20 protein-coding genes and 1 riboswitch are annotated in these 21,537 nt (G+C 60.8%); of the genes, 5 read left to right on the plus strand and 15 right to left on the minus strand.

What is annotated here, in order from left to right; all coding sequences use genetic code 11:
* Window positions 1-66: 66 nt before the first annotated feature.
* The 3 genes from der to DTW90_RS02560 form a co-directional block, all read right to left on the minus strand.
* Window positions 67-1,485, minus strand: coding sequence for a ribosome biogenesis GTPase Der (gene der, locus DTW90_RS02550; RefSeq protein WP_132519091.1), 1,419 nt, complete (start codon window positions 1,483-1,485; stop codon window positions 67-69).
* 75 nt (window positions 1,486-1,560) lie between these two features.
* Entirely contained in the window at window positions 1,561-2,244 is a 684-nt protein-coding gene (locus tag DTW90_RS02555) for a tetratricopeptide repeat protein (RefSeq protein ID WP_132519088.1), read from the minus strand.
* A gap of 101 nt (window positions 2,245-2,345) precedes the next feature.
* Window positions 2,346-2,933, minus strand: coding sequence for an NnrU family protein (locus tag DTW90_RS02560; protein WP_149336254.1), 588 nt, complete (start codon window positions 2,931-2,933; stop codon window positions 2,346-2,348).
* A gap of 123 nt (window positions 2,934-3,056) precedes the next feature.
* Here DTW90_RS02560 and DTW90_RS02565 point away from each other — a divergent pair, with 123 nt between their 5' ends.
* Window positions 3,057-4,037 carry a polysaccharide deacetylase gene (locus tag DTW90_RS02565; RefSeq protein WP_149336255.1) on the plus strand — a complete coding sequence of 327 codons (981 nt, stop codon included), beginning with the start codon at window positions 3,057-3,059 and terminating at the stop codon, window positions 4,035-4,037.
* Between the two features lie 188 nt (window positions 4,038-4,225).
* Here DTW90_RS02565 and DTW90_RS02570 read toward each other — a convergent pair whose 3' ends face one another.
* Together DTW90_RS02570 and sbmA are read right to left on the minus strand one after the other, a co-directional pair.
* Window positions 4,226-6,097 (minus strand): glycoside hydrolase family 15 protein, encoded by a 1,872-nt coding sequence (locus DTW90_RS02570; RefSeq protein ID WP_246664875.1) that lies wholly within the window; start codon window positions 6,095-6,097, stop codon window positions 4,226-4,228.
* Window positions 6,098-6,338: 241 nt separating this feature from the next.
* Window positions 6,339-7,604 carry a peptide antibiotic transporter SbmA gene (gene sbmA / locus DTW90_RS02575; protein ID WP_149336256.1) on the minus strand — a complete coding sequence of 422 codons (1,266 nt, stop codon included), beginning with the start codon at window positions 7,602-7,604 and terminating at the stop codon, window positions 6,339-6,341.
* A gap of 419 nt (window positions 7,605-8,023) precedes the next feature.
* Here sbmA and DTW90_RS02580 point away from each other — a divergent pair, with 419 nt between their 5' ends.
* Complete coding sequence (locus DTW90_RS02580; protein WP_132519900.1) at window positions 8,024-8,596, plus strand: PadR family transcriptional regulator; 573 nt, start codon at window positions 8,024-8,026, stop codon at window positions 8,594-8,596.
* Window positions 8,597-8,622: 26 nt separating this feature from the next.
* On the opposite strand, the gene map is transcribed toward DTW90_RS02580, so the two are convergent.
* From map to DTW90_RS02605, 5 genes are all read right to left on the minus strand, one after another.
* A complete protein-coding gene (gene map / locus DTW90_RS02585) occupies window positions 8,623-9,381 on the minus strand; it encodes a type I methionyl aminopeptidase (protein ID WP_132519076.1) in 759 nt (252 codons plus the stop codon).
* 41 nt (window positions 9,382-9,422) lie between these two features.
* Window positions 9,423-10,484, minus strand: a complete 1,062-nt coding sequence (locus tag DTW90_RS02590; RefSeq protein WP_149336257.1) for an LLM class flavin-dependent oxidoreductase — start codon at window positions 10,482-10,484, stop codon at window positions 9,423-9,425.
* Between the two features lie 233 nt (window positions 10,485-10,717).
* Window positions 10,718-11,140: a DoxX family protein gene (locus DTW90_RS02595; RefSeq protein ID WP_149336258.1), complete on the minus strand. Its 423-nt coding sequence runs from the start codon at window positions 11,138-11,140 to the stop codon at window positions 10,718-10,720.
* Window positions 11,141-11,170: 30 nt separating this feature from the next.
* Entirely contained in the window at window positions 11,171-11,638 is a 468-nt protein-coding gene (locus DTW90_RS02600) for an SRPBCC family protein (RefSeq protein WP_149336259.1), read from the minus strand.
* A gap of 134 nt (window positions 11,639-11,772) precedes the next feature.
* On the minus strand, window positions 11,773-13,083 hold the full coding sequence (locus DTW90_RS02605) for an MFS transporter (protein WP_149337006.1): 1,311 nt from the start codon (window positions 13,081-13,083) through the stop codon (window positions 11,773-11,775).
* A 190-nt stretch (window positions 13,084-13,273) separates the two neighbouring features.
* Between DTW90_RS02605 and DTW90_RS02610 the strand changes: the two genes are divergently transcribed.
* A complete protein-coding gene (locus tag DTW90_RS02610) occupies window positions 13,274-14,173 on the plus strand; it encodes a LysR family transcriptional regulator (RefSeq protein WP_149336260.1) in 900 nt (299 codons plus the stop codon).
* Here the strand turns inward: DTW90_RS02610 and DTW90_RS02615 are convergent.
* The 5 genes from DTW90_RS02615 to glpK form a co-directional block, all read right to left on the minus strand.
* On the minus strand, window positions 14,170-15,444 hold the full coding sequence (locus DTW90_RS02615; protein ID WP_132519061.1) for an RNA polymerase sigma factor: 1,275 nt from the start codon (window positions 15,442-15,444) through the stop codon (window positions 14,170-14,172). The genes DTW90_RS02610 and DTW90_RS02615 overlap by 4 nt on opposite strands.
* Window positions 15,441-15,815 carry a YciI family protein gene (locus DTW90_RS02620; protein WP_132519058.1) on the minus strand — a complete coding sequence of 125 codons (375 nt, stop codon included), beginning with the start codon at window positions 15,813-15,815 and terminating at the stop codon, window positions 15,441-15,443. Before DTW90_RS02620 ends, DTW90_RS02615 begins: the two co-directional genes overlap by 4 nt.
* A 95-nt stretch (window positions 15,816-15,910) precedes the next feature.
* Window positions 15,911-17,299, minus strand: coding sequence for a voltage-gated chloride channel family protein (locus DTW90_RS02625; protein ID WP_149336261.1), 1,389 nt, complete (start codon window positions 17,297-17,299; stop codon window positions 15,911-15,913).
* A 113-nt stretch (window positions 17,300-17,412) separates the two neighbouring features.
* Window positions 17,413-17,489: riboswitch (Fluoride riboswitch) on the minus strand.
* A 55-nt stretch (window positions 17,490-17,544) separates the two neighbouring features.
* The gene (locus tag DTW90_RS02630; RefSeq protein ID WP_149336262.1) at window positions 17,545-18,306 is read right to left on the minus strand and encodes a membrane-anchored protein; all 762 of its coding nucleotides are present in this window, start codon (window positions 18,304-18,306) and stop codon (window positions 17,545-17,547) included.
* 184 nt (window positions 18,307-18,490) lie between these two features.
* Window positions 18,491-19,981, minus strand: a complete 1,491-nt coding sequence (gene glpK, locus DTW90_RS02635; protein WP_149336263.1) for a glycerol kinase GlpK — start codon at window positions 19,979-19,981, stop codon at window positions 18,491-18,493.
* Window positions 19,982-20,152: 171 nt separating this feature from the next.
* On the opposite strand from glpK, the gene DTW90_RS02640 reads away from it, so the two are divergent.
* Both DTW90_RS02640 and DTW90_RS02645 read left to right on the plus strand, forming a co-directional pair.
* A complete protein-coding gene (locus DTW90_RS02640; RefSeq protein WP_149336264.1) occupies window positions 20,153-20,650 on the plus strand; it encodes an N-acetyltransferase in 498 nt (165 codons plus the stop codon).
* A gap of 69 nt (window positions 20,651-20,719) precedes the next feature.
* Window positions 20,720-21,496: a 3-hydroxybutyrate dehydrogenase gene (locus DTW90_RS02645; RefSeq protein WP_149336265.1), complete on the plus strand. Its 777-nt coding sequence runs from the start codon at window positions 20,720-20,722 to the stop codon at window positions 21,494-21,496.
* The last annotated feature ends 41 nt before the right edge of the window (window positions 21,497-21,537 follow it).

The following is a 21,537-nucleotide window of genomic DNA, read 5'->3' on the forward strand; positions in this document are numbered from 1 at the left end:
AGGCCGAGGATGACGTCGAGAGGCTAGACCTCAGACGTCACACAGCACCTTCCAAACGAGAAAAAATCAGCGCTTCTTCTTGTTTTCGAAGGGATTTTCTGACGAGCGGAAATGGATGCGGATCGGCACGCCCGGCATGGCAAAATCCTGGCGCAAACCGTTGATCAGATAGCGCACGTAGGATTCCGGCAACGCGTCGGAACGCGTGCAGTTGATCATGAAGGCCGGCGGGCGGGCCTTGACCTGCGTCATGTATTTCAGCTTGATGCGGCGGCCGGAAACCGCCGGTGGCGGATGCTGGACCTGCTGCGTTTCGAGCCAGCGATTGAGCTTGGCGGTCGAGACACGCTTGTTCCAGACCTTGTCGGTATCGACGATCGACTGCATCAGCCGGTCGAGCCCGTCGCCCGTCTGGCCTGATATCGGCACGGCGCGAATGCCGCGCGCCTGCGGCAGCAGCCGGTCGGTCTTTTCACGCAGGTCGGCAAGCACGGCCTGCCGGTCGTCGATCATGTCCCACTTGTTGAAGGCAAGCACGGCCGCGCGGCCTTCGCGGATGACGAGATCGACGATCTGCAGATCCTGCTTCTCGAACGGGATCGTCGCGTCGAAGACGATGACAACGATCTCGGCAAAGCGAATGGCGCGCAGCGTATCGGCGACGGAAAGCTTCTCCAGCTTTTCGATCACGCGTGCCTTGCGGCGCATGCCTGCCGTGTCGAACATCTTGACCGTGCGTCCGCGCCAGGACCAATCGACGGAAATGGAATCGCGAGTGATGCCCGCCTCGGGGCCGGTCAGCAGGCGCTCTTCGCCGAGGTAGCGGTTGATCAGCGTCGACTTGCCGGCGTTCGGACGGCCGACGATCGCCACCCGGAGCGGCCTCGTGTCGTCATAGGCCGGTTCTTCGTCTTCTTCTTCGCCTTCGGCCAGTTGCGGAATGTCGACATCGGTGACGGCGACATCTTCTTTCTTCGGATAGGCCCGCTCCTTGCCGATCACGTCGACGATCGCGTCGCGAAGGTCGATCATGCCCTGGCCATGCTCGGCCGAGATCGGCACAGGCTCGCCCAGCCCGAGCGAATAGGCGTCGTAGAAACCGCTGTCGGACCCGCGCGCCTCGGACTTGTTGGCGACAAGCACGACCGGCTTGCCGCTGCGGCGAAGCATCTCGGCCAGCGCCTGGTCAACCGGCGTCAGGCCAGTCTTTGCGTCGACAACGAAAAGCGAGACGTCAGCCTCTTCGATTGCGGCCTCCGTCTGCAGGCGCATGCGACCCTGCAGGCTTTCCTCGTCAGCCTCTTCGAGGCCGGCGGTGTCGACGATGGTGAAGTTGAGACCCATCAGCCGCGCATCGCCCGGCCTGCGGTCGCGTGTTACGCCCGGCGTATCATCGACAAGCGCCAGCTTCTTGCCAACCAGACGGTTGAACAGCGTGGACTTGCCGACATTCGGGCGACCGACGATGGCGACCGTAAAACTCATGGAATGATGTTTCCCCTCTAGCAATTCCAGCAGAAGTGTAACGCGGTTTTGCGTCCGGAATTGCGTCTAAATGCTCTAGCCCTTGGCGACGGGCGCCTTGCCTGACGCGGTGATGATATCAAGCATCATCTGCGCACGATTGGCAATATTGCGCGGGCTCTGGGCATCGTCGGCGATCGCCTGGAACCATTCCCGAGCCTTGGCGAAATTACCGGCCTTGTAGGCGGCAAGACCGAGAACCTCGCGGGCGGAGCCACGGAAACTGTTGCTGGGCACAGCCATTTCCTCGACCTCCGCAGAAACCTGCTCATAGGTGCCGGTCTCGACCAGCAGGAAGCCGGCACGGATGCGGGCTGCATCCTGGATCACGGCCGGGGCGCTCGAATCCTTGCCGATCACGCTAAAAGCGGCAATCGCACCGGCCTTATCGCCCTTCTGCGCCAGCAGCGTTGCCGCGCGCATCTGCGCAAGCAGCGGATAATCGCCGTGGCCGTTCTTCTCGATGGCCGTCAGCGCCGCCAGCGCTTCATCGGGCTTGTTCTGGTCGGCGAGCGCCAGCGCTGCGATGAACTTGTCGCCCGTGTCGCTAGCCTGATTGCTCGCCCAGTAGCGATAAGCGCTATAGGCTGCAGTACCGAGAACGATCAGGACAGCGACAGCGATAATGACGCGGCTGAAACGGCGCCAGACGAACCGCAACCGGTCCGAACGCAGTTCTTCGTTCACCTCGCGGATAAAGCTGTCGTCGTTGAATGCCATTCTCGTCTCCGGCCTGCAAAACCAAGGCATCCGCCTGGATGCCACGCATGAAGGGGCCTTCTACTCCATTTTGCGGTTTATGTAAGGGGGAGAGGCAGAAATCATAGCATTGCGAGCGGCGAAACCCCGATAATCCACTCGTGAAGCTTAAAGAGGATCAGTGCCCAGGCAACGGCGCCAATGATGACGGCCAGCAGATCGTAACGCGCCGATACGAAGGGCCGGAGCGTCAGTTCGCCCGCCCGCTCCCGGCGCTTGAGCGATATGCGCAGCACGACGCCCCAGGCGAGGAAGGCGGCAAAGAGCAGGACGGAGGCGCTGTCGCCATTCACCAGCAGATGCGCGAGCGCCCAGATCTTCACCGACAGCACCATCGGATGCTTTGTCTTGGTCGCGATATACCCCGCCGGCAGCAGTGAGGCGGTCAGACAGATCAGCGCCAGCAGCATCAGCAGCAATGTCAGGTGCACCATGCCCTGAGGCGGCGTATAGAGCACCGTCGTCTGGGCGCGGGCGATGCCGAAGCCGTAGATCAGCAGGATCAGCGTCAGGATGCTGGCAACCGAATAGACGCCTCGCCATGCGGAAACGCCCATGCGCTCCACCATGGACTGCCGGAAGCCGGGCGCGACGACCCGGATGAGATGCACGCCAAGAAATAGAATGATGCCGACGACGAGCACTGCCATGGCTTAAAATCCCTCTGCCCCGATGCCTATCAATTATCGACTTGTGCGAGAAAATTCCACAAGCTTCAAAGCTTTGCCGCATTCCTGCGACAGGGAACCACAAAGCAAATTGTCGCGGTTCACATGTTTCGATTCATTTCAGCCTTTTCCATCGCCCTTTCCGTTCTTTTGCCGGACGCCGTGCGCGCGGACGAGAAACCGAAACAGATCGTGCTGATCTCCTTCGACGGCGCCCACGACGTCAAGCTCTGGACCCGTAGCCGCGAGATCGCCACGCGCAACGGCGCGCATTTCACCTATTTCCTCTCCTGCACCTTCCTGATGAACCACGATCAGGCCAAGGCCTACCAGGCGCCGGGCCAGAAGCCGGGCAAATCCAATGTCGGCTTCGCCAAGAGCGACGACGACGTGCGCACCCGCATCGCTAATATCTGGGCGGCGCATCTGGAAGGCAGCGATATTTCCAGTCATGCCTGCGGCCATTTCGACGGCAAAAAGTGGACCCAAGCCGACTGGGAGCACGAATTCATGAGCGCCCGCGTGGCATTGCGGGATGCCTGGAAGAATGTCGGCGAAGCGGACAAGGAGCCGCAGGGGTGGGAAGACTTCGCAACCCATGACGTCAAAGGCTTCCGCGCGCCCTATCTCTCCACAAGCGATGGCCTTGTGCCTGCGGAAAAGGCCATGGGCTTCCAATATGACGCGAGCCTCGTCACCAAGGGGCCGTTGATGCCGCAAAAGGTCGGCGATCTCTACCGTTTCGGCCTACCGCTCATTCCCTATGGTCCCGACCACCATCCCGTCATCGGCATGGACTACAATTTCTACGTCCACGATTCCAAGGGCGTCGAGGACAAGGCCAACGAGAAGACCTACGAGGACCGCGCCTTCACCGCATACGAGGACGCCTTCAAGCAGCAATATGAGGGCGAGCGCATCCCGCTGCAATTCGGCTTCCACTTTGTCGAAATGAATGCCGGCGCCTATTGGAACGCACTCGACCGCTTCGTCAGTGACGTCTGCCACAAACAGGATGTCGCCTGCATCAGCTATTCCGAGGCGCTGCCTGTCATCGCAGCAAGGGGCAAGGCTTCAGGGCTTTAAGCAACGATCGCGATCCACCGCAAAGACCCCTCTGGCCTGCCGGCCATCTCCCCCACAAGGGGGAGAAGACTCGTAGCTACGCCTCGCCCAGGAGGATTCTGAGGGTGCGTCCGGCTAGCCCCTCCCCCTTGTGGGGAGGGGTTGGGGGGGTCTTTCTTCTCCAGGCTTTCAACAACAAACGAGGCGGCTCAAGCCCGCCATTCCGCATACCGCCCATCCAGCGCCCGATCGAGGTAGAAGGCGGCGCTGATCAGCGCCAAATGCGTAAAGGCCTGCGGGAAGTTGCCGAGGAAATGGCCGCGCTCGTCGAACTCCTCCGGATAGAGCTGCAGGTGATTGCCGTAGAGCAGCAGCTTCTCGAAATTGATCCGCGCCTCCTGCAGGCGCCCCGCCCGGGCAAGGCATTCGACATACCAGAAGGAACAGGCTGCGAATGAGCCCTCCTTCCCCGTCAGCCCGTCTTCGGAGCGATAGCGCATGACAAGACTGTCGTCGGCGAGCTGCCGCCCGATGGCATCGAGCGTTTTCAGCCATGCCGAATCCGTAGCACTGATGAACCGCACCAGCGGCATCATCAGGATTGCGCCATCAACCTCGGTGCCGCCCTTGCTCTGTACGAAATGGCCTTTCTCCTCGTTCCAGAAGCTCTGCCAGATATCCTCGTTGATCGCATTGCGCACCTCGATCCACTTCTCGAAGGGCGCGGCAAGCGAGCGTTTCGAGGCCAGCCGGATCGCGCGGTCCACCGCCACCCAGCACATCAGTCGGGAATGCAGATGCTCGCGCGGCTCGCTGCGGATTTCCCATATACCGGCATCCGGTTCCTGCCATGTATCGCAGACCCGATCGACCACCTTGCGGACGGCAAGCCAGCCGGCATGGGAGATCGCCTCGCCATACTTGTTGCTGATGTAGATGGAATCGAGCAGTTCGCCGTAAATATCGAGCTGCAGCTGCCCCGCCGCATTGTTGCCGACGCGGATCGGCCTTGCGCCGCCATAGCCGGCAAGATGATCGAGCGTCGCCTCCTGATATTCCTGGCTGCCGTCGATCTCGTACATGATGTTCAGGTGGCCATCAGGCGAATCCTTGGCGCGCGCATTGGCCCAGCGCGTGAAGGCGGAAGCCTCTTCCTGATAGCCGAGCCGCATCAGCGCATAGACGGTGAAAGAAGCATCGCGGATCCAGGTGGCGCGATAATCCCAGTTTCGTGACCCGCCGGCCGATTCCGGCAGGCCGAAGGTCGCCGCAGCCGCGATCGAACCGTGCTGACTTGAGGTCAAGAGCTTCAGCGTCAGCGCCGAGCGGGTGACCGCATCGCGCCAGCGGCCGCGATAATTCGACCGGGCTGCCCATCTCTGCCAATATTGGGTGGTCGCCTCTATCAGCTCGGTAACGTCTTCGGGCTTCAAGTCGGGAATATCGTCCCCCTCCTCTTCGAGGACGAAGTCCGCCGTCTCTCCGGCCTTGAGTTCGAAGCTCGCCTTGACGCTGCCCTTGCCCGCTTCAAACGGGACGGTGCCGGCCAGGCGCAGTCTGAGGCCCTCTCCGCTGTCGAAGATCGCCTTGCCCTTGCTGACCTTCACGTCGGGCGTCGAGCGGGCGTAGTTGAACCGCGGCCAGCAATGCAGCTTGACAGGCACGATTCCCCGCGTCGCCTGCACCCTGCGGATGACCTTGCCGACGCACTCTCCATCGCCGCCGGGTCTCGGCATAAGGTCGATGATTTCAGCGCTCGCCTCCTCGCCCAGCCAGCGGGTCAGAAGCACGTTGCTTTCCGGGATGTACATCTGGATGACCCGCGCGCCGTCGATGACGGGCTTGATCTCGAACGCCCCGCCCCTGTGGGGATCGAGCAAGGCGGCAAAGACGCTCGGGCTGTCAAACTGCGGCCAGCAAAGGAAATCGAGCGTACCGTCTCGCGCCACCAGCCCCATCGTCGCGAGATTGCCGATGGCGCCATGTTCCGCAATCGGCCGCGGGATCGGCACCTCGGCCACCCGTCCCTCGGTTTCGCCCTTTGCATCCGACCGCGGCGTAGCCCGCTTATGCCTGCTCACATCGACATCCTCGTTCTGTCCGATGTGACAACGCTTTTAGGGCGGTATCGGTTGCGCCTGGCGGATGAGGCGAGGATCAAGAGGGAGTTAGATTGTGTGCAGTCGATAAAGATTGAGGATGGTGAACAACGCGCTCCCAGTCATCTGCCTCCCTCTATCTGGAAGCAAGTCGCCGCGACCAGGCACGAGCATGAATTCTTGCCAACCACGAAAAGGCGCCGTTACCGGCGCCTTCTTGTCGTTACCCATCGACCTCGGCGTTCTGGGCCTGACGTTCAAGATAGTGCTGGTCAATGTTCGGCAAGGGTTCATCATCAATTGCCGCCTCGAAGGCCTTCAGGCGCTTGTGGATCGACAACAGCTCGATGATGGTCGTCCAGGAGTTGACGAGATACTGGAACGAGTTGCTCACCTGGCCGAAGGCGGTCGAAATCTGCTGGAATATGCCGTAAGTAATGGCGCCGGCCACGATTGTCGGCACCATGAAGAAAAATACAAAGAGATTATCGGCTTGAAGATAGGCATATCGGGCCAAGTTAAAATACATATAATGGAAGTATATTCGGAAATAGTTACGGCGAACGTTGTCGAAAAGAGCAACAACGGTAATAGGCTGGGCCCGGTCAGCGTGGTCCTCACCGTAGACCAGCTCTTTGCGATAGGCCGCTTCGACGCGCTGATTGCGGAAATTCAAGCCGGGCAGTTTAATGCCGGCGAAAGCCAGCAAGAACGTGCCGAATATTGACCAGAAGAGCGCCAGCCAAAACAATGAATTCGGCACTTTCCCGATGAACGGTAGGTCGGTGACGTAGCTCGACAGAGCCAGAAGGATCGGTAGAAAAACAACCAGCGTCATGACTGAATTGATGAGGCTGATACCCAGGCCTTCGAGCGTGCTCGAAAAGCGCATCGTATCTTCCTGAACACGCTGTGAGGCACCTTCGATGTGCCGCAGCTTTTCCCACTTCGCCATGTAAAAGTTGTTCATGGCCGTTCGCCAGCGGAAAATATAGTGGCTGGTGAAGAAGTCGGTTATGATCGACACGAACATGCTGAGGAAGGCGATCTGCGCAAAGGTGATCATCAGATCGTAGAAATTTCCCTCTACGATCCCTGGTTTCTTAGACAGCGCGTTCTGCAGAAGATCACCGAAGGGCCGGCGCCAGTTGTTTATCACAACCGAAATCTGCACGCCAAAATAGGTCACGAAGATGATCAGAGCCGAGCCCCAGATAGACCAGAGCTTCCACGGATGGTGTATCGCCTTAAAATGCCAGAAGCCGCAAAAAATGACGGTCATCAAAACGAAGTAGCCGTAGAACCAGATATTCTCGCGAAGCAGAAAAAACGACAGATCATAGGGCTGTTGCTCTTCCGCAACTGGCGCGAAACCATGGGCCGCACCGAAACCTGCCGCGAAGAAATACCAGCCTAAGATGGCAACCAGCGTCCAGACGACAAGCGAGGTAAAGAACAGCCTGGGCTGCGGGAAAAAGGAATGGAACACTGCTAGGCGCTTCCCTGAACTGGAATATCGGACGTATCAGATGATACTGTTGTGGCGCGAAACTAAGGCAGTTCGAATGAAGCGGCAACGCCCTTCACCCGTTTCTAACGTATTTGTAATCGCTTAATGCGCTGCAGCAATGGGTGAGTGCGGCCGCGCCACCCTCCCTCCTCCCATTGAGCAATCGTACAGCGATCACCGCGACGATGAATTATCGTACGATACTTGAAATCAATTATCTTACGATATATGTCTTACGACATGACGAACGATAGTGCTCGTCATTCATCTCAAAGGAGACAAACACGATGAGAGGATTTCATGGAGGCAGGTTCGGCGGTGGCTTTCACATGGCCGAGGCGTATATGTTCCGGCACGGCGGTGGTCATGATTCACGCTTTGCTGAGGAGAAAGAGTTCATGAGAGGCTTCAAGGGCGGCATGTTCGGCGGCGGGTTCCGGACCGGCCGTAAATTCGACGCGGCGGACTTGCAGCTGATCATTCTCGCACTTCTGTCCGAACAGCCGCGGCATGGCTACGAACTGATCAAGACCTTGGAAGAGCGCTCCGGCGGTTTCTACGTCCCGAGCCCGGGCGTGATCTATCCGGCTTTGACCTACCTGGAAGAAACCGGCCTTACCGAGGTCGAGGTCAGTGGCACCAAGAAGCTCTACAGCATCACCGAGGCTGGCCGGAAGCGTGTGGAAGAGAACCGCGTGACCATCGAGCTGACGCTTTCGAAGCTCGAACGCATCGGCGAGAAAATGGAGCATGTCCGTCGCGTCTTCGGGCGCGAAGACGATGATGCTGGCGAAGACCGCGATCGCTTCGATCGCGATGCGGGCGACATCCGTGTTGCGCGCCAGCTTCTGCGCTCGGCGCTGCGGTCGAGATATCCGTGGTCGAAAGAGGAAGGCAAGCGCATCGCTGCCATTCTCGAACAGGCGGCCGCCGATATCCTGCGTGCCAGGTCCGAGCCGGACGAAGAGTGACCGGCGAATAGCCGACGAAGCGGCAGTCAGCCGCGATCGTCGGCAAGCGTCAGGATGATGGGACCGTTCCGCGTGGCGACGACCGTGTGTTCGAACTGCACGGTCGGCGCGCGCGGATCGCCATAGAGCGTCCAGGCATCATCCCCGCCTTCGGCCCAGGTGGCCCCAAGCGACAGGAACGGCTCGACGGTGAAGACCAGCCCGTCTTCCATGATGCGCGTTTCATCAGGATCGGCCCAGGTGGAAACTTCCGCCGGCTCCTCGTGCAACGAGCGGCCGATGCCGTGGCTGGCGAGATTGGCAACCAGCGTGTAGCGGTTCTTTGCGGCAAACGCGCCGATCGCGTGTCCGACCTTGGAAAAGGGCGCATTGCTGCGCACCTGGTTGAGGCCGACCCAAAGCGCCCGCTTGCCGTCGCGGCAAAGCCGCTCGATCTTCGGCTTGACCGGCGGCACGGCGAAGGACGCGCCAGTATCGGAAAAGAACCCGTCCTTTTCCGCCGACACGTCGAGATTGACGAGATCGCCCGCCTGGATCTTGCGCGGACCGGGAATGCCGTGCGCCACTTCTTCGTTGACGCTGATACAGGTCGCGCCCGGAAACTGGTAGACCGTCTCGGGGGCCGACCGCGCGCCGGAATCCTCCAGCAGCTTGCGGCCGATCGCATCGAGTTCCAGCGTGGTGATGCCGGGCTCCAGCGCTGCCGCCATCGCCTGCAGCGCGTTGGCGCAGATGCGGCCAATCTCCTTCAGCTTGGTGAGTTCGTCCTCGTTCGAAATGATCATCTAGGCTTCCGGCTTGCCAGCGACCTTGCGGTCGAGAGAAATCAGGCCGAGGCTTTCGCCTCTCCGCCTTCGGCAGTCAATGCCTTTCTAACCAGCGGCGCGACTTTCGTGCCGTAGAGCTGGATGCCGTGCATGACCTGCTCATGCGGCATCTGCCCGATCGCCATCTGCAGCAGGAAGCGATCGTTCCTGAACAGCCTGTGATGCGTGATGATCTTTTCCGCCACCGTTTCGGGATCGCCAAGGAAGAGATTGCCGGTCGGGCTGCGCGCCATGTCGAAATGCGCCCGGCTGGTCGGTCCCCAGCCGCGCTCGCGGCCAATCCGATTCATGACCTCCGCCTGCGGACCGTAGAACTGGTCGGCGGCCACATCGGTCGTATCGGCGATGAAACCGTGGACGTTGATGGATGTCCTGAGCTTCGCCGGATCCTGATGGGCGCGGCGGGCGGCCTCGCGGTAGAGATCGAAGAGCGGCGCAAACCGGCGCGGTTCACCTCCGATGATGGCAAGCGCCACGGGAAGGCCGAGTGCGCCAGCCCGCGCCACCGATTGCGGCGTGCCGCCAACGGCGATCCACACCGGCAACGGTTCCTGCAGAGGGCGCGGATAGACGCCGCGATCATGGATCGGCGCGCGAAGCTGCCCTTCCCAATTGACCATCTCACCATCGCGGATCGACAGGAGCAGGTCGAGCTTCTCCTCGAACAGTTGGTCATAGTCCTCGAGATTGTAGCCGAACAGCGGGAAGGATTCGATGAACGAGCCACGGCCCGCCATGATCTCTGCGCGACCGTTCGACAGAAGATCGAGCGTGGAGAACTGCTGGAACACGCGTACCGGATCGTCCGAACTCAGTACGGTGACGGCGCTCGTCAGCCGGATGTTCTTCGTCTTGACGGCTGCCGCCGCAAGAGCGACTGCCGGAGCCGAGGCGGCATAGTCCGGCCGATGGTGCTCGCCGAGCCCGAAGACATCGAGTCCCACCTGGTCCGCAAGTTCGATTTCCTCGATCAGGTTCTTGAGCCGCCGCGCCGCCGCCGGCCCCTTGCCACCGGCGGGATTGGGATCAACATCAGCAAATGTATAAAGACCGAGTTCCATGGTGCCTATCTCGTTGAGCTTTTCGCTGAGATAAGGTTGCCCCATCTCTGTGGCAAATATAAATTCTGGAACGGATCATTCGATAATATTGATGGGCGGCGCGGCAGCTCAATACTTGGCAAGCAGCGTCGGCAGTTCCCCGGTCAGGGTATCGCGAGGCTATCAGATCTGGACTGATAGCCTCGCGTTTGCCGTTTTTCGCTTGCCAGCCTTTGCCGAATTCGAACCAAAAATCAATCACTTGCGGTCTTGAACGGAACCAGCCTGCGAAGCGCTTCACAGCGCAGGTAAAGACCGCCCCAGACCATCAGACCCAGATAGAGGCCAAAGAGCAGATGCGAGAAGATCGGGCTGCCGACCCGCAAATGCGTGGCCGTCGCCCCGCCCATCAGGCCGGTCAGGAGGATAGCCCCGACGATCGACGTCCGCGGGATTGCGTAGAGCAGCGCGCAGACAAGTGTCAGCACCCCGAGACCACGGGCAAGCATCGGATCGCCGGAATAGCCCAATGCCGTCATGGTCTCGGTGACAGCAGAAATCGGGATCAGCTTGATAACGCCGTCGAAGGTGAGAAACGCCACGACCAGCCCCGTAAGCGTCAGCCCGGCGATACGCTGCGGTCTCGATATCGATGTTGAATCGGCAACATAGGACATAGCCCTAACCCCCATTATCGATTCAGGATTTCAGATCCCGGAAACAAGCTCGGCAAGCTGGTCGGCCGCCTTGCCCCACCCTTCGTGGAAGCCCATCTTCTCGTGCGTCTCCATGTCCTCGGCGGTCCAGTGAAGCGCCTGCCATGTATATCGCGTGCGCCCGCCGCCGATATCCTCGAGCAGGACGATCGCAGTCATGAACGGCTTTTCGGACGGGACCCAGGCGCTGACATAGGCGTCGGTTACGACGATCTTTTCGTTCGGAATGATTTCGAGATAGACGCCGCGGTTGGGAAACTCTTCGCCATTTGGTCCGCGCATGACGACGAGGCTCGCGCCGCCGGGACGAAGGTCGAGCTCGGCAAGGCTGACCGTCCAGGGCCGAGGCGTGAACCACTGCTTCAGCAATTCCGGTTCGGTCCACGCGCGAAATATCTTCTCGCACGGCGCGTCGAACTCGCGGATCACTTCAAGTACATATTTGGCTTCTGTCGTCATGGTCCGTTCCTTCCCTCTTTGCTGAAACAATTCCTGAGTGGGTCCTAGCCCAAGGACGTTACATCTTTCGCCGCCCCGACAAGTGCGCGGAATTATTTTAGTGAATTAGGTTGGATCGTCCGAGCTTGTGCCTGTCACGATACCCCATCCACCCTCTCGTAGCGCGCACGGCTGAGACTGACACAGCTGGAAACCGCCGCACAGATACCGGCCAGAACAAGCGCTATGCCGGGCGCACTTGTCAGCGGCGTGGTTTCGAAAATGAGCGACATCGAAATCGCGCCAAGAGTTTGCCCGAGAAGACGAGCTGTGCCCTGCATGGCGCCCGCGGCACCGCTGCGCGCCTTCGGTGCTGAGAGAAGCAGAATTCTGTTATTCGGCGTCTGGAAAAGACCGAAACCAATACCGGCGATAACGGTACCGATCACAAATGCGATCCCTCTCGGCTCAGCCGGGAACAAGCCCGCGATCAGGAGACCGATAGCCAGCAACCCGCCGCCGGAGGCGCAAAGCCAAGCCGTCTTGATGCGGTCGGCCAGCCGCCCGGAAATCGGGGCAATGATGATCGTCGCAGCGGGCCACGGCATCATGTAGAGCCCCGCCAGAACCGGGCTCATATGCAGGGTGTGCTGAAGATAGAACGGCAGCGCGACATAGCTCAGCATCTGGCCGGTAAAGCACGAGATCGACGCGATGACCGCGACGCGGAAGGCAGGCTCGGCCAAAAGATCCGTCGGGATCAGCGGCGCAGCGCTCTTTCGTTCGACATATAGCAGCGCGACGAGGCACAGGATGGCAGCGCCAACCAGGATGGAGCCGCTGATCGGCGCGCTGGCAATCCGGTCTGCTCCGGAGAAGAACAGGATGAACATCAGCGTATTGGCAAGCAATGCCGTGATGTTCAGCTGCCGCTTCACGCCCTCGCGATAACCCAGAAGCCCGCCGCACAAAAGGACGACGATCCCGATCGGTATGTTGACGGCAAACAACCAGGGCCAGCTGGCAACGGAAAGGATCGCTCCGGCCACGCCCGGGCCTGCAGCCGACGAGATCGCAATCGTCATGGCATTCACGCCGATGATGGTGCCGAGCAGCCGTTGCGGCACAGCAAAGCGCAGGTTCATCGCCCCGAGCGCCATCATCGCGCCGCCGCCCAGCCCCTGAACAAACCGGGCAGCCACAAGCACGGGCAGATTTGGAGCAAAGGCGCAGCCCGCCGAAGCCGCCGTGAAGAGGGCGACGCCGATCAGGAAAACACGCCGCGGACCATGGATCTCTCCCAGCGCTCCGCAGGGCAGAAGCGCAACGAGCACGGCAAGCTGATAGCTCGACACGACCCACACGGTGTCGCTGGCATCGGCACCGAGCGAGGCGGCGATCGACGGCAGCGCGACATTGGCGATGGCGCTGTCCAACACGACGAGGACGAGCGACACAAGCAGCACGCCGACCGCCAGATACAGGCGCGGCGAAGGCAGCCCGTCATGGGCAGGATTCAGGGATGAAGCTACGGACATCGGCGGACACTCCATTCGTTTGTCTGTCCTATCGATATCGGCGACCTATCAATTGCACCAGACGCAACACAGGAAACAGTCCGTTGCGTTCAGCGCCTCTCCTCGGTAACCTGCGCGCATGCACGATCTCGACCTGAACCTGCTGGTAGCCCTGGACGCCTTGCTTCGCGAGCGGAGCGTATCGGCTGCGGCGAGAAAGCTCGGCCTCAGCACATCCGCCATGAGCCGGACACTGTCGCGGCTAAGGAAGGCGCTGGGGGACCCCATTCTCGTTTCCGCCGGACGCGCCATGGTGGCGACGCCGCATGCTGAGGCTATTGCCGAGGAGGTGCGCTCACTGACCTCAGCGGTTCAGGCGGTGCTCAGCCCGCCCAGGGACATCGATATCAGCGAAATCAAGCGTGATTTCACCATCCGGGCGAACGAGGCCTTCGTCCTGCTCTACGCCGCCCGCCTAAGTACCGCGGTCTCGGAGGCCGCGCCGGGCATCCGGCTCCGCTTCGCACCCAAGCCGAACAAGGCAATTCAGCCGCTGCGGGACGCCTCGATCGACCTCGACATCGGCGTCGTCGCCGGCGACGGCGCGGAACTGCGCGGCCAGACGCTGTTCGAGGATGGTTTTGTCGGGGTCGCGAGAACGGGCCACCCGCTGCTCACCGGCCGGATAACGCCGGAGCGCTATGCGGCCTGCCGACACGTCGTGTCTTCCAGACGCGGGCATTTTTCCGGGCCGGTCGACGACTCCCTTACCGCGCTCGGCCTGTCGAGAAAGGTCAATCTCGTGGTGGCGAGCTACCCGGCCGTGATCGCCGTCGCAGCCGCAACCGACCTTGTCGGCCTGATACCGCGCTCATATCAGGTCGGCGTGGCGGGCGAGACCGAAACTTTCGAGCTGCCGGTAGCAACCCCTGGCTTCGTCATCGCACAGACATGGCATCCCCGCATGGATGCGGACCCTGCGCATCGATGGCTGCGCGCATTGATCTTCGAAGCCTTCAGATCAAAGAACGACCGCTAGTGCGACGAAGGCGTCGGGGCGGAGGGCGAAATCGCATCGGCCTGCAGCCGGTCGAGCTGAAGCCGGATATGGGCAGCCTCGGCAGGGGAATTGGCGAGCGCGATCGCCCGGCCAAAGGCTTCGCAAGCCTCACCGTTGCGGCCAATCTGCATCAGGAGTCCGCCCCGCAACCCGTGGAAATAGAAATAGTTGCCGAGCCTGCTGCCAAGCGTCTCGACCAGCGCCAGGGCCTCGTCCGCCCCCTTGAGTTTGGATAGGGCAACCGCGCGGTTGAGAGTGACCACAGGCGACGGCTGTATCTGCTCAAGCGCCCTATAGATAAGCTCTATCTCCTGCCAATCGGTTTCCTCGGCGCGCTGGGCGCGGGCGTGCAAGGCCGCAATCGCCGCCTGCATCTGATAGGGGCCGGGCTGGCGGTGGCGGATCGCCTTGTCGAGCAATGCCAGCGCCTCGTTGATCATGTCGCGGTTCCAGACCGAACGGTCCTGGTCTTCCAATAGCACGATCTGGCCCGCGGCATCGAAGCGGGCGACCTTGCGTGAGTGCTGCAGCAGCATCAGGGCGAGCAATCCCATCGTCTCGGGCTCTGCGGGAAAGATCCGCAGTAGCAGCCGCCCAAGCCGGATTGCCTCGTCCGAAAAGGCAGAGCCGTCGCGACCTGAGGCCTCCGACGAATAGCCCTCGTTGAAAACGAGGTAGATCATGGCGCTGACCCGCGACAGCCGTTCGGCGCGCTCCACTGCACCCGGCGTTTCAAATTCGACGCCGGCGGCTGCAACGCGCGCCTTCGCGCGGGTTATGCGCTGTTCCATGGCGCTCTCGCCGACCAGGAATGCGCGGGCGATCTGCGCGACCGTCAGACCGGAGACGATGCGCAGCGCGAGCGCAATCTGCTGTGTCGCCGGCAGGTCGGGATGGCAGCAGATGAACAGCAGCCGAAGAATGTCGTCGCGATAATTCGCCCCATCCAACCGATCGGCCATATCGGCTTCCGCATCGCCGGTGTCGGAGAAAACCTCCTCTTCCGGCAGCGGTTGCGTCTTCGAGCGGCGCCGCACGGTATCGATGCCGCTGTTCCGGCCAACAAAGATCAGCCAGGCGACCGGGTCGCGCGGCGGCCCCTTGTCGGGCCATGTTTTCAACGCCCTGAGGCAGGCCTCCTGAAAGGCCTCTTCTGCGGTATCGAGATCACGAAAATATCTGAGCAATGCGCCGAGCACCTGCGGACGCGCCGAGGTAAGGGAAAGCTCGATCCAGCCAATATCGGTCATGTAGAGACCTCTCCGGGCCGAAAGACGTAAAGCGGCCTGATCTCGTAGGCACCGACGCCGGGATTGGCGGCCGCAAGCTCTTTGCAGAAATCGAGCGCCGCATCGAGCGTCTCGAAATCGACGACATAGAAGCCGAGCAGCTGTTCCTTCGTCTCTGCAAAAGGTCCGTCGAGGACCAGGGGCTCGTCCTTGCCCTTGCGCAGCGTCGTCGCCGATGTCGTCGGCATCAGGCGCGCCACCGGTCCAAGCTTGCCGGCTTCCGCCAGCGGCTTCTGAACCGCGATCAGCCGCGCCATCGTGGCGTCCTCTTCTTCCTTGCTCCAGGAAAAGACGGCATTTTCGTCGTTATAACAAAGGATGGCATAAAGCATCGTTCTCTCCTTCTCCGATAAGACGAAGGAGTAACGCTCCAGCCGACAGAGCGCATCAGAAATTTAGCAGGTTTGCGAAAGCGCCGGTCGCCTCCTCACTTTGCTTTTCCGCCGCTGCCGGCGCGTATCCTGCCCATGACGTCCCCGAGCGCCCGCATGTTGAGCTCGCGGACATGCCTGATAGCAAGACCGGGCGCGATATCGTTGGCCGCCGTCTTCGGGATGCCGATGCGCTGCGACAGGTAGATGCTGGAATGACCGCTGAAGAGATAGGCAAGGAAGCAGGCAACCGCGAGGTAGACCGCGTGCGTCGCGCCAAAAAGTTCGATGCCCATGATCATGCAGGCAAGCGGCGTGTTCGTGGCACCGGCGAAGACCGCGACGAAGCCGAGCGCGGCAAAGAGATCCGGCGGGCCACCGAAGATCGCAGCAAGCGCATTGCCAAGTGCGGCCCCGATGAAGAACAGCGGCGTCACCTCCCCGCCCTTGAAACCGGCGCTCAGCGTGATGACGGTAAAGACCGTCTTCCAGAGCCAGCTCCAGTAGTCGATGCGCGCGGGCTCGAAGAAGCTCGCGATCGTCGCATCGGCGGGATTGGGCGACCATACGCCAAGCCCGAGATATTCGCGTGTCCCCAGCAGATGGACGAGACCGATGAGGATGAGGCCGCCGACGACCGGCCGCAGCGGCGCATAGGCGCAGATCCTTTTGAAAAAGGCTGACACGGAGTGCGACAGCTCGGCAAAGGCCCTCGCCATCAGCCCGAAGAGCATGCCGGCAATGCCGACCTTGAGAAGCAATAGCGCCTCCAGATGGAATCCGCCGGCATCGCCCGCGCCCGAGAGATAGCCGATGTGATACTGGATATGCTCGATGCCCCAGGCATGGCAGGCCCAGTCGGCGGCAATCGCTGCCATCAGACAGGGCAGCAGCGCTTCGTATTGCATGCGGCCGATGGTGAGCACTTCGAGCGCAAAGACCGCTCCGGCAATCGGGGTGCCGAATACGGCACCGAAGCCGGCAGCGATGCCGGCCATCAGCAGGATGCGCACGTCCATCGATTTCAGTCGAAACACCTTGGCAAAGGCGCTGGCTATGCTGCCGCCGAGCTGCACCGCCGTCCCTTCGCGTCCCGCGGAACCGCCGACCAGATGGGTAAGCACCGTCGAGACAAGGATGAACGGCGCCATCCTCAGCGGCACGCCGCCGCCGGGCTCATGGATCTGTTCGACGATGAGGTTGTTGCCGCCCTCTGCCGAGCGTCCGAACCGCTGATAGGCAAGAACCATCAGGAAGCCGGCAACCGGCAGTCCGTAGATCAGCCAAGGGTGGGCGAAACGGGCTTCCGTTGCGCGATCGAGGCTCCAGAGAAACAGCGCACAAAGCGAGCCGACCACAGCTGCCATGGGCAGGACGATCACGATCCATTTTATGATGCTGCGCAATTGCAGGATGCGGGGGGCGAGAAATTCGGATGCGGACATATCAGTTGACCCCTCCGGCCAGAGCACAGGCAGGCAGCGCGGAAACGCGAAATTTGAGGGAAAGACGGAATGTAAATTCAGGCACGACTCTACTCCTTCGCCATTAGCCGGCGGGTTGAGTAGGAGTCATCAGCTTCTCGGGAAGCGGTTCGACCGTCATGGCCCGGCAGAATCCATTGCCGTTCAGCCTGAATAGCCACCCGGCAGCCCTGCTGTCAACGGCGCGATTTGGAGACTGCCGCGATCTATGCCTTCGCGGAAATGGGAAGTCTGGCGCCGGCGAATTCCTGGCCCGTCCAGAGAGGCAGACCGATCGCCTTCGACACGGCAGGATCGGCCGTGTAGACCGGATAGCCCTTCTGCATCAGCCTTGTCAGGATCTGCCTGTCCATCTGGACATGCATCCGCGCGAGGTTTTCCTGGTTATAAGCATGGCCGCCCGAATCCGGGTTAATGCCCGTGATGATCACCGATGGGGCACCGTTGCAAAGCGCAAAAAGCACGGCGTTGACGCCGTTGGAACATTTGGATTCGGCCTCCATCTCGCAATTCTTCAGGCCGCATATTTTATCGAGCAAAGCCATTCGCTGGTATCGATCGACCATCTGGAGGCGATCGTAGCGATAGTCGAAGGCTTTCAGGCCGGCCTCGAGGCGGGGAAGGCCTTCGCGCCACAGGAGAACGTAGAGTATCTTCGTGCGCTGTCCGTTCAGAACGCGCCGGACCTCGACCGCATTGGTGTTCGTGCCCTCGATCTGATTGAACTGCATCAGGGTGATATCGGGGACCTCGACTCCCCATTTTTTCACCACCGTCTGCGAGCCATTGATGGTGATGACCCGGAAGCTTTCGTCAAATCCATCGGGCTTGTGGGATATCGGCGCCGAACCGACAACGACGACGGGACCGGAAAAGGGTTGCGGCGCAACAGGGGGATCGGGTCGAATGATCCGATATTTGATGTTGCGATAAACCTGCTTCTTCATGTCCGCGAAGTTGAGAGTCATGCCGCCCTAGAAATCTAGCTTCACCGAATAACGAATGAAACTAAATTAGAGGCGAGAAAAGTCCACCCTTCACCGGACGAAACTATTGGTTGTTCACATTTTTGTCACACCCGCCGCCTTGGCCGACGGTATCCACTCGATGAATATTTAGCCCTCCCCACAATCAGGGCGTGGTCCGCACCGCTCAGACGTCGCTTAGCGTCCGCTTGACCGCATTCTTCCAGCCTTTCAGTTTGGCTACCCGCGTTTTCTCATCCATCTCAGGTTTAAAGCGGCGATCCCGCGCCCAGGCTTTGGCAAAGGCTTCGCGGTCGGGCCAGACGCCCGCCCTGCTGCCGGCAAGCCACGCTGCCCCAAGCGCCGTCGTCTCCAGAATGGTCGGCCGGTCGACCGGCGCGTCGAGCAGATCGGCGAGCCGCTGCATCGTCCAATCGGAAGCAACCATGCCGCCATCGACGCGCAGCACTGTGTTGCTGCCGTTCTTCCAGTCCCTGTGCATGGCGTCGAGCAGGTCGCGCGTCTGGTAACAGACGGCCTCCAGAGCGGCGCGGGCAAACTCCGCCGGACCCGTGTTGCGGGTCATGCCATAGAGAGCCCCACGGGCATTCGCATCCCAGTGCGGAGCGCCGAGGCCGGTAAAGGCAGGCACCAGATAAACATCCTGCGTCGGGTCAGCCTTTTCCGCCAAGACCCCGGAATCACTAGCCTGCTTGATCATTCCGAGCCCGTCGCGCAGCCATTGCACGGCAGCGCCTGCAATGAAGATCGAACCTTCGAGCGCATAGGTCGTCTCGCCGTTCAGCCGGTAGGCGATCGTCGTTAGCAGGCGATTCTTCGAGCGCACCATGTCCGGCCCGGTATTGAGCAGCGCAAAGCAGCCGGTACCGTAGGTCGATTTCAGCATGCCCTGCTCGAAGCAGGCCTGGCCGATGGTTGCCGCCTGCTGATCGCCGGCAACGCCGAGGATAGGAATGGCGGCGCCGAAGAGTTCCGGATCGGTCACGCCGAAATCGGCGGCGCAGTCCTTCACCTCAGGCAGCATGGCGGAGGGAACGCGCAGGATGTCGAGCAGATCCTCGTCCCAGGCATTGGTGCCGATATTGTACATCAGCGTCCGTGAGGCATTGGTTGCGTCAGTCACGAAGCTCTTGCCGCCAGTCAGCCGCCAGATCAGGAAAGTATCGATCGTGCCGAAGCAAAGCTCGCCCTTGGCGGCGCGGGCGCGGGAACCCTTGACGTTGGCGAGCAGCCAGGAAAGCTTGGTGCCGGAGAAATAGGGATCAAGCAGCAGGCCGGTGCGGCGGGTGAATAGCTTCTCGAGATCCTGCCGCTTCAGCTTCTCGCAATAGCTGGCGGTGCGGCGATCCTGCCAGACGATGGCGTTGCCGATCGGCTTGCCCGTCGCCCTCTCCCATACGACGACGGTCTCGCGCTGGTTGGTGATGCCAAGTGCCGAGATATCCTTTGCCTCGATACCGGCAGCCTTGATCGCCTTCTTGACTGTTGTCAGGACCGATTGCCAGATATCCTCGGGATCGTGTTCCACCCAGCCCGATTGCGGATAGATCTGCGGGAACTCCATCTGCCCCGCTCCGGCGATCTTCATCTTGCCGTCGAAGACGATCGCCCGCGTCGAGGTCGTTCCCTGGTCGATCGCCAGAACATATCCCGCCATTGTCACCCTCCCATAGCTCTTCGGATGGAATGAATAAGGCACCAAAACGAATGTGAAAAGAAAAGAAATCGAAAATATTGTCGAGCAAGGCGCGATGGCTGCAAGCGCCACACCGCCTGTGGTCTGCACAACACTCGTGTCGCATATCGTCGAAAGACAAGGAACGTAGCCATGGATATCCGCCCAGAGAAGCCGAACGACGTCGAAGCGATCCGCGGGATCACCAAATCGGCCTTCGCCTCGGCCGCCCACAGCAGCCAGACGGAACCCCAAATCATTGATGCTCTTCGTCAAGCTGGCGCCCTGACGATCTCGCTCGTTGCAACGGAGGAAGACGAAGTCCTCGGGCATGTTGCCTTTTCACCGGTCACGATCGATGGCGAAGACAAAGGCTGGTACGGGCTCGGCCCGGTTTCGGTGCGGCCCGACCAGCAAAGGCAGGGCATTGGTGAAAGGCTCGTCCGCGACGGCCTTTCCCGGCTGCAAAACATGGGTGCCATGGGATGCGTGGTTCTGGGCGATCCCGGCTACTACCAGCGCTTCGGCTTCCGCACCGACGACAGGCTGGTCTTTGCGGACGCGCCGACCGAGTATTTTATGCGACTGGTATTCACCGAACCCCTGCCCTCAGGGCAGGTCCGCTATCACGATGGCTTCAACGCGAGCTGATGGACATGTCCCTTGATTCGGGACTAGGCTGGCACTGATTGCAGTGCAGCAACGTAAGCGGAGGTTTTCATGCCCAGAACAGTCGTCGTGACAGGATCCACCAGCGGCATCGGGCTCGCCATCGCAGTGGTCTTTGCGGCCAAGGGTGAGAATGTCGTGATCAACGGCTTCGGCAAGCCGGAAGAGATCGAGGCGATCAAGGATCGGCTGCAATCGTCCGGTGGCGGCAAGGTGCTCTATCATCCGGCCGACATGACCAAGCCCGCCGAAATCGCAGACCTCATCACAACGGCCGCAAAAACCTTTGGCGGCATCGACGTTCTGGTCAACAATGCCGGCGTTCAGCATGTCGAGAAGATCGAGGATTTCCCGATCGACAAGTGGGACCAGATCATCGCCATCAACCTGTCCAGTTCCTTTCATACGATGCGCGCTGCAATCCCCTTCATGAAGGAGAAGAAGTACGGGCGGATCATCAATATCGCCTCGGCGCACGGCCTTGTCGCCTCGCCCTTCAAATCCGCCTATGTCGCGGCAAAGCATGGCATACTGGGATTGACGAAGACTGCCGCCCTCGAGCTTGCGGAATTCGGCGTGACCGTGAACGCGATCTGCCCCGGCTACGTGCTGACGCCGCTGGTGGAAAAGCAGATCCCCGACACGGCCAGGGCCCGCGGCATGACCGAGGAACAGGTGAAGACCGAGGTGATCCTCAAGGCGCAGCCGACGCGCGAATTCGTCAAGGCCGAGGAGATCGGGGCGATGTCGCTCTATCTCGCCAGCGACGACGCGAGACAGATCACCGGCACACATCTCTCGATTGACGGGGGATGGACTGCGGCATAACCATACAAGGTTGAGACCGGCGTAAAAAAGCCGGCTCGACA

Origin of the sequence: Neorhizobium sp. P12A (assembly GCF_008365395.1) — a bacterium.
Lineage (GTDB): Bacteria > Pseudomonadota > Alphaproteobacteria > Rhizobiales > Rhizobiaceae > Rhizobium.

Bases quoted from the DNA above. Each gene is read 5' to 3' on its own strand.
- der (WP_132519091.1), bottom strand. From the start codon at position 1,485: ATGAGTTTTACGGTCGCCATCGTCGGTCGCCCGAATGTCGGCAAGTCC.
- DTW90_RS02555 (WP_132519088.1), bottom strand. From the start codon at position 2,244: ATGGCATTCAACGACGACAGCTTTATCCGCGAGGTGAACGAAGAACTG.
- DTW90_RS02560 (WP_149336254.1), bottom strand. From the start codon at position 2,933: ATGGCAGTGCTCGTCGTCGGCATCATTCTATTTCTTGGCGTGCATCTC.
- DTW90_RS02565 (WP_149336255.1), top strand. From the start codon at position 3,057: ATGTTTCGATTCATTTCAGCCTTTTCCATCGCCCTTTCCGTTCTTTTG.
- DTW90_RS02580 (WP_132519900.1), top strand. From the start codon at position 8,024: ATGAGAGGCTTCAAGGGCGGCATGTTCGGCGGCGGGTTCCGGACCGGC.
- map (WP_132519076.1), bottom strand. From the start codon at position 9,381: ATGATCATTTCGAACGAGGACGAACTCACCAAGCTGAAGGAGATTGGC.
- DTW90_RS02590 (WP_149336257.1), bottom strand. From the start codon at position 10,484: ATGGAACTCGGTCTTTATACATTTGCTGATGTTGATCCCAATCCCGCC.
- DTW90_RS02595 (WP_149336258.1), bottom strand. From the start codon at position 11,140: ATGTCCTATGTTGCCGATTCAACATCGATATCGAGACCGCAGCGTATC.
- DTW90_RS02600 (WP_149336259.1), bottom strand. From the start codon at position 11,638: ATGACGACAGAAGCCAAATATGTACTTGAAGTGATCCGCGAGTTCGAC.
- DTW90_RS02610 (WP_149336260.1), top strand. From the start codon at position 13,274: ATGCACGATCTCGACCTGAACCTGCTGGTAGCCCTGGACGCCTTGCTT.
- DTW90_RS02615 (WP_132519061.1), bottom strand. From the start codon at position 15,444: ATGACCGATATTGGCTGGATCGAGCTTTCCCTTACCTCGGCGCGTCCG.
- DTW90_RS02620 (WP_132519058.1), bottom strand. From the start codon at position 15,815: ATGCTTTATGCCATCCTTTGTTATAACGACGAAAATGCCGTCTTTTCC.
- DTW90_RS02625 (WP_149336261.1), bottom strand. From the start codon at position 17,299: ATGTCCGCATCCGAATTTCTCGCCCCCCGCATCCTGCAATTGCGCAGC.
- DTW90_RS02630 (WP_149336262.1), bottom strand. From the start codon at position 18,306: ATGACTCTCAACTTCGCGGACATGAAGAAGCAGGTTTATCGCAACATC.
- glpK (WP_149336263.1), bottom strand. From the start codon at position 19,981: ATGGCGGGATATGTTCTGGCGATCGACCAGGGAACGACCTCGACGCGG.
- DTW90_RS02640 (WP_149336264.1), top strand. From the start codon at position 20,153: ATGGATATCCGCCCAGAGAAGCCGAACGACGTCGAAGCGATCCGCGGG.
- DTW90_RS02645 (WP_149336265.1), top strand. From the start codon at position 20,720: ATGCCCAGAACAGTCGTCGTGACAGGATCCACCAGCGGCATCGGGCTC.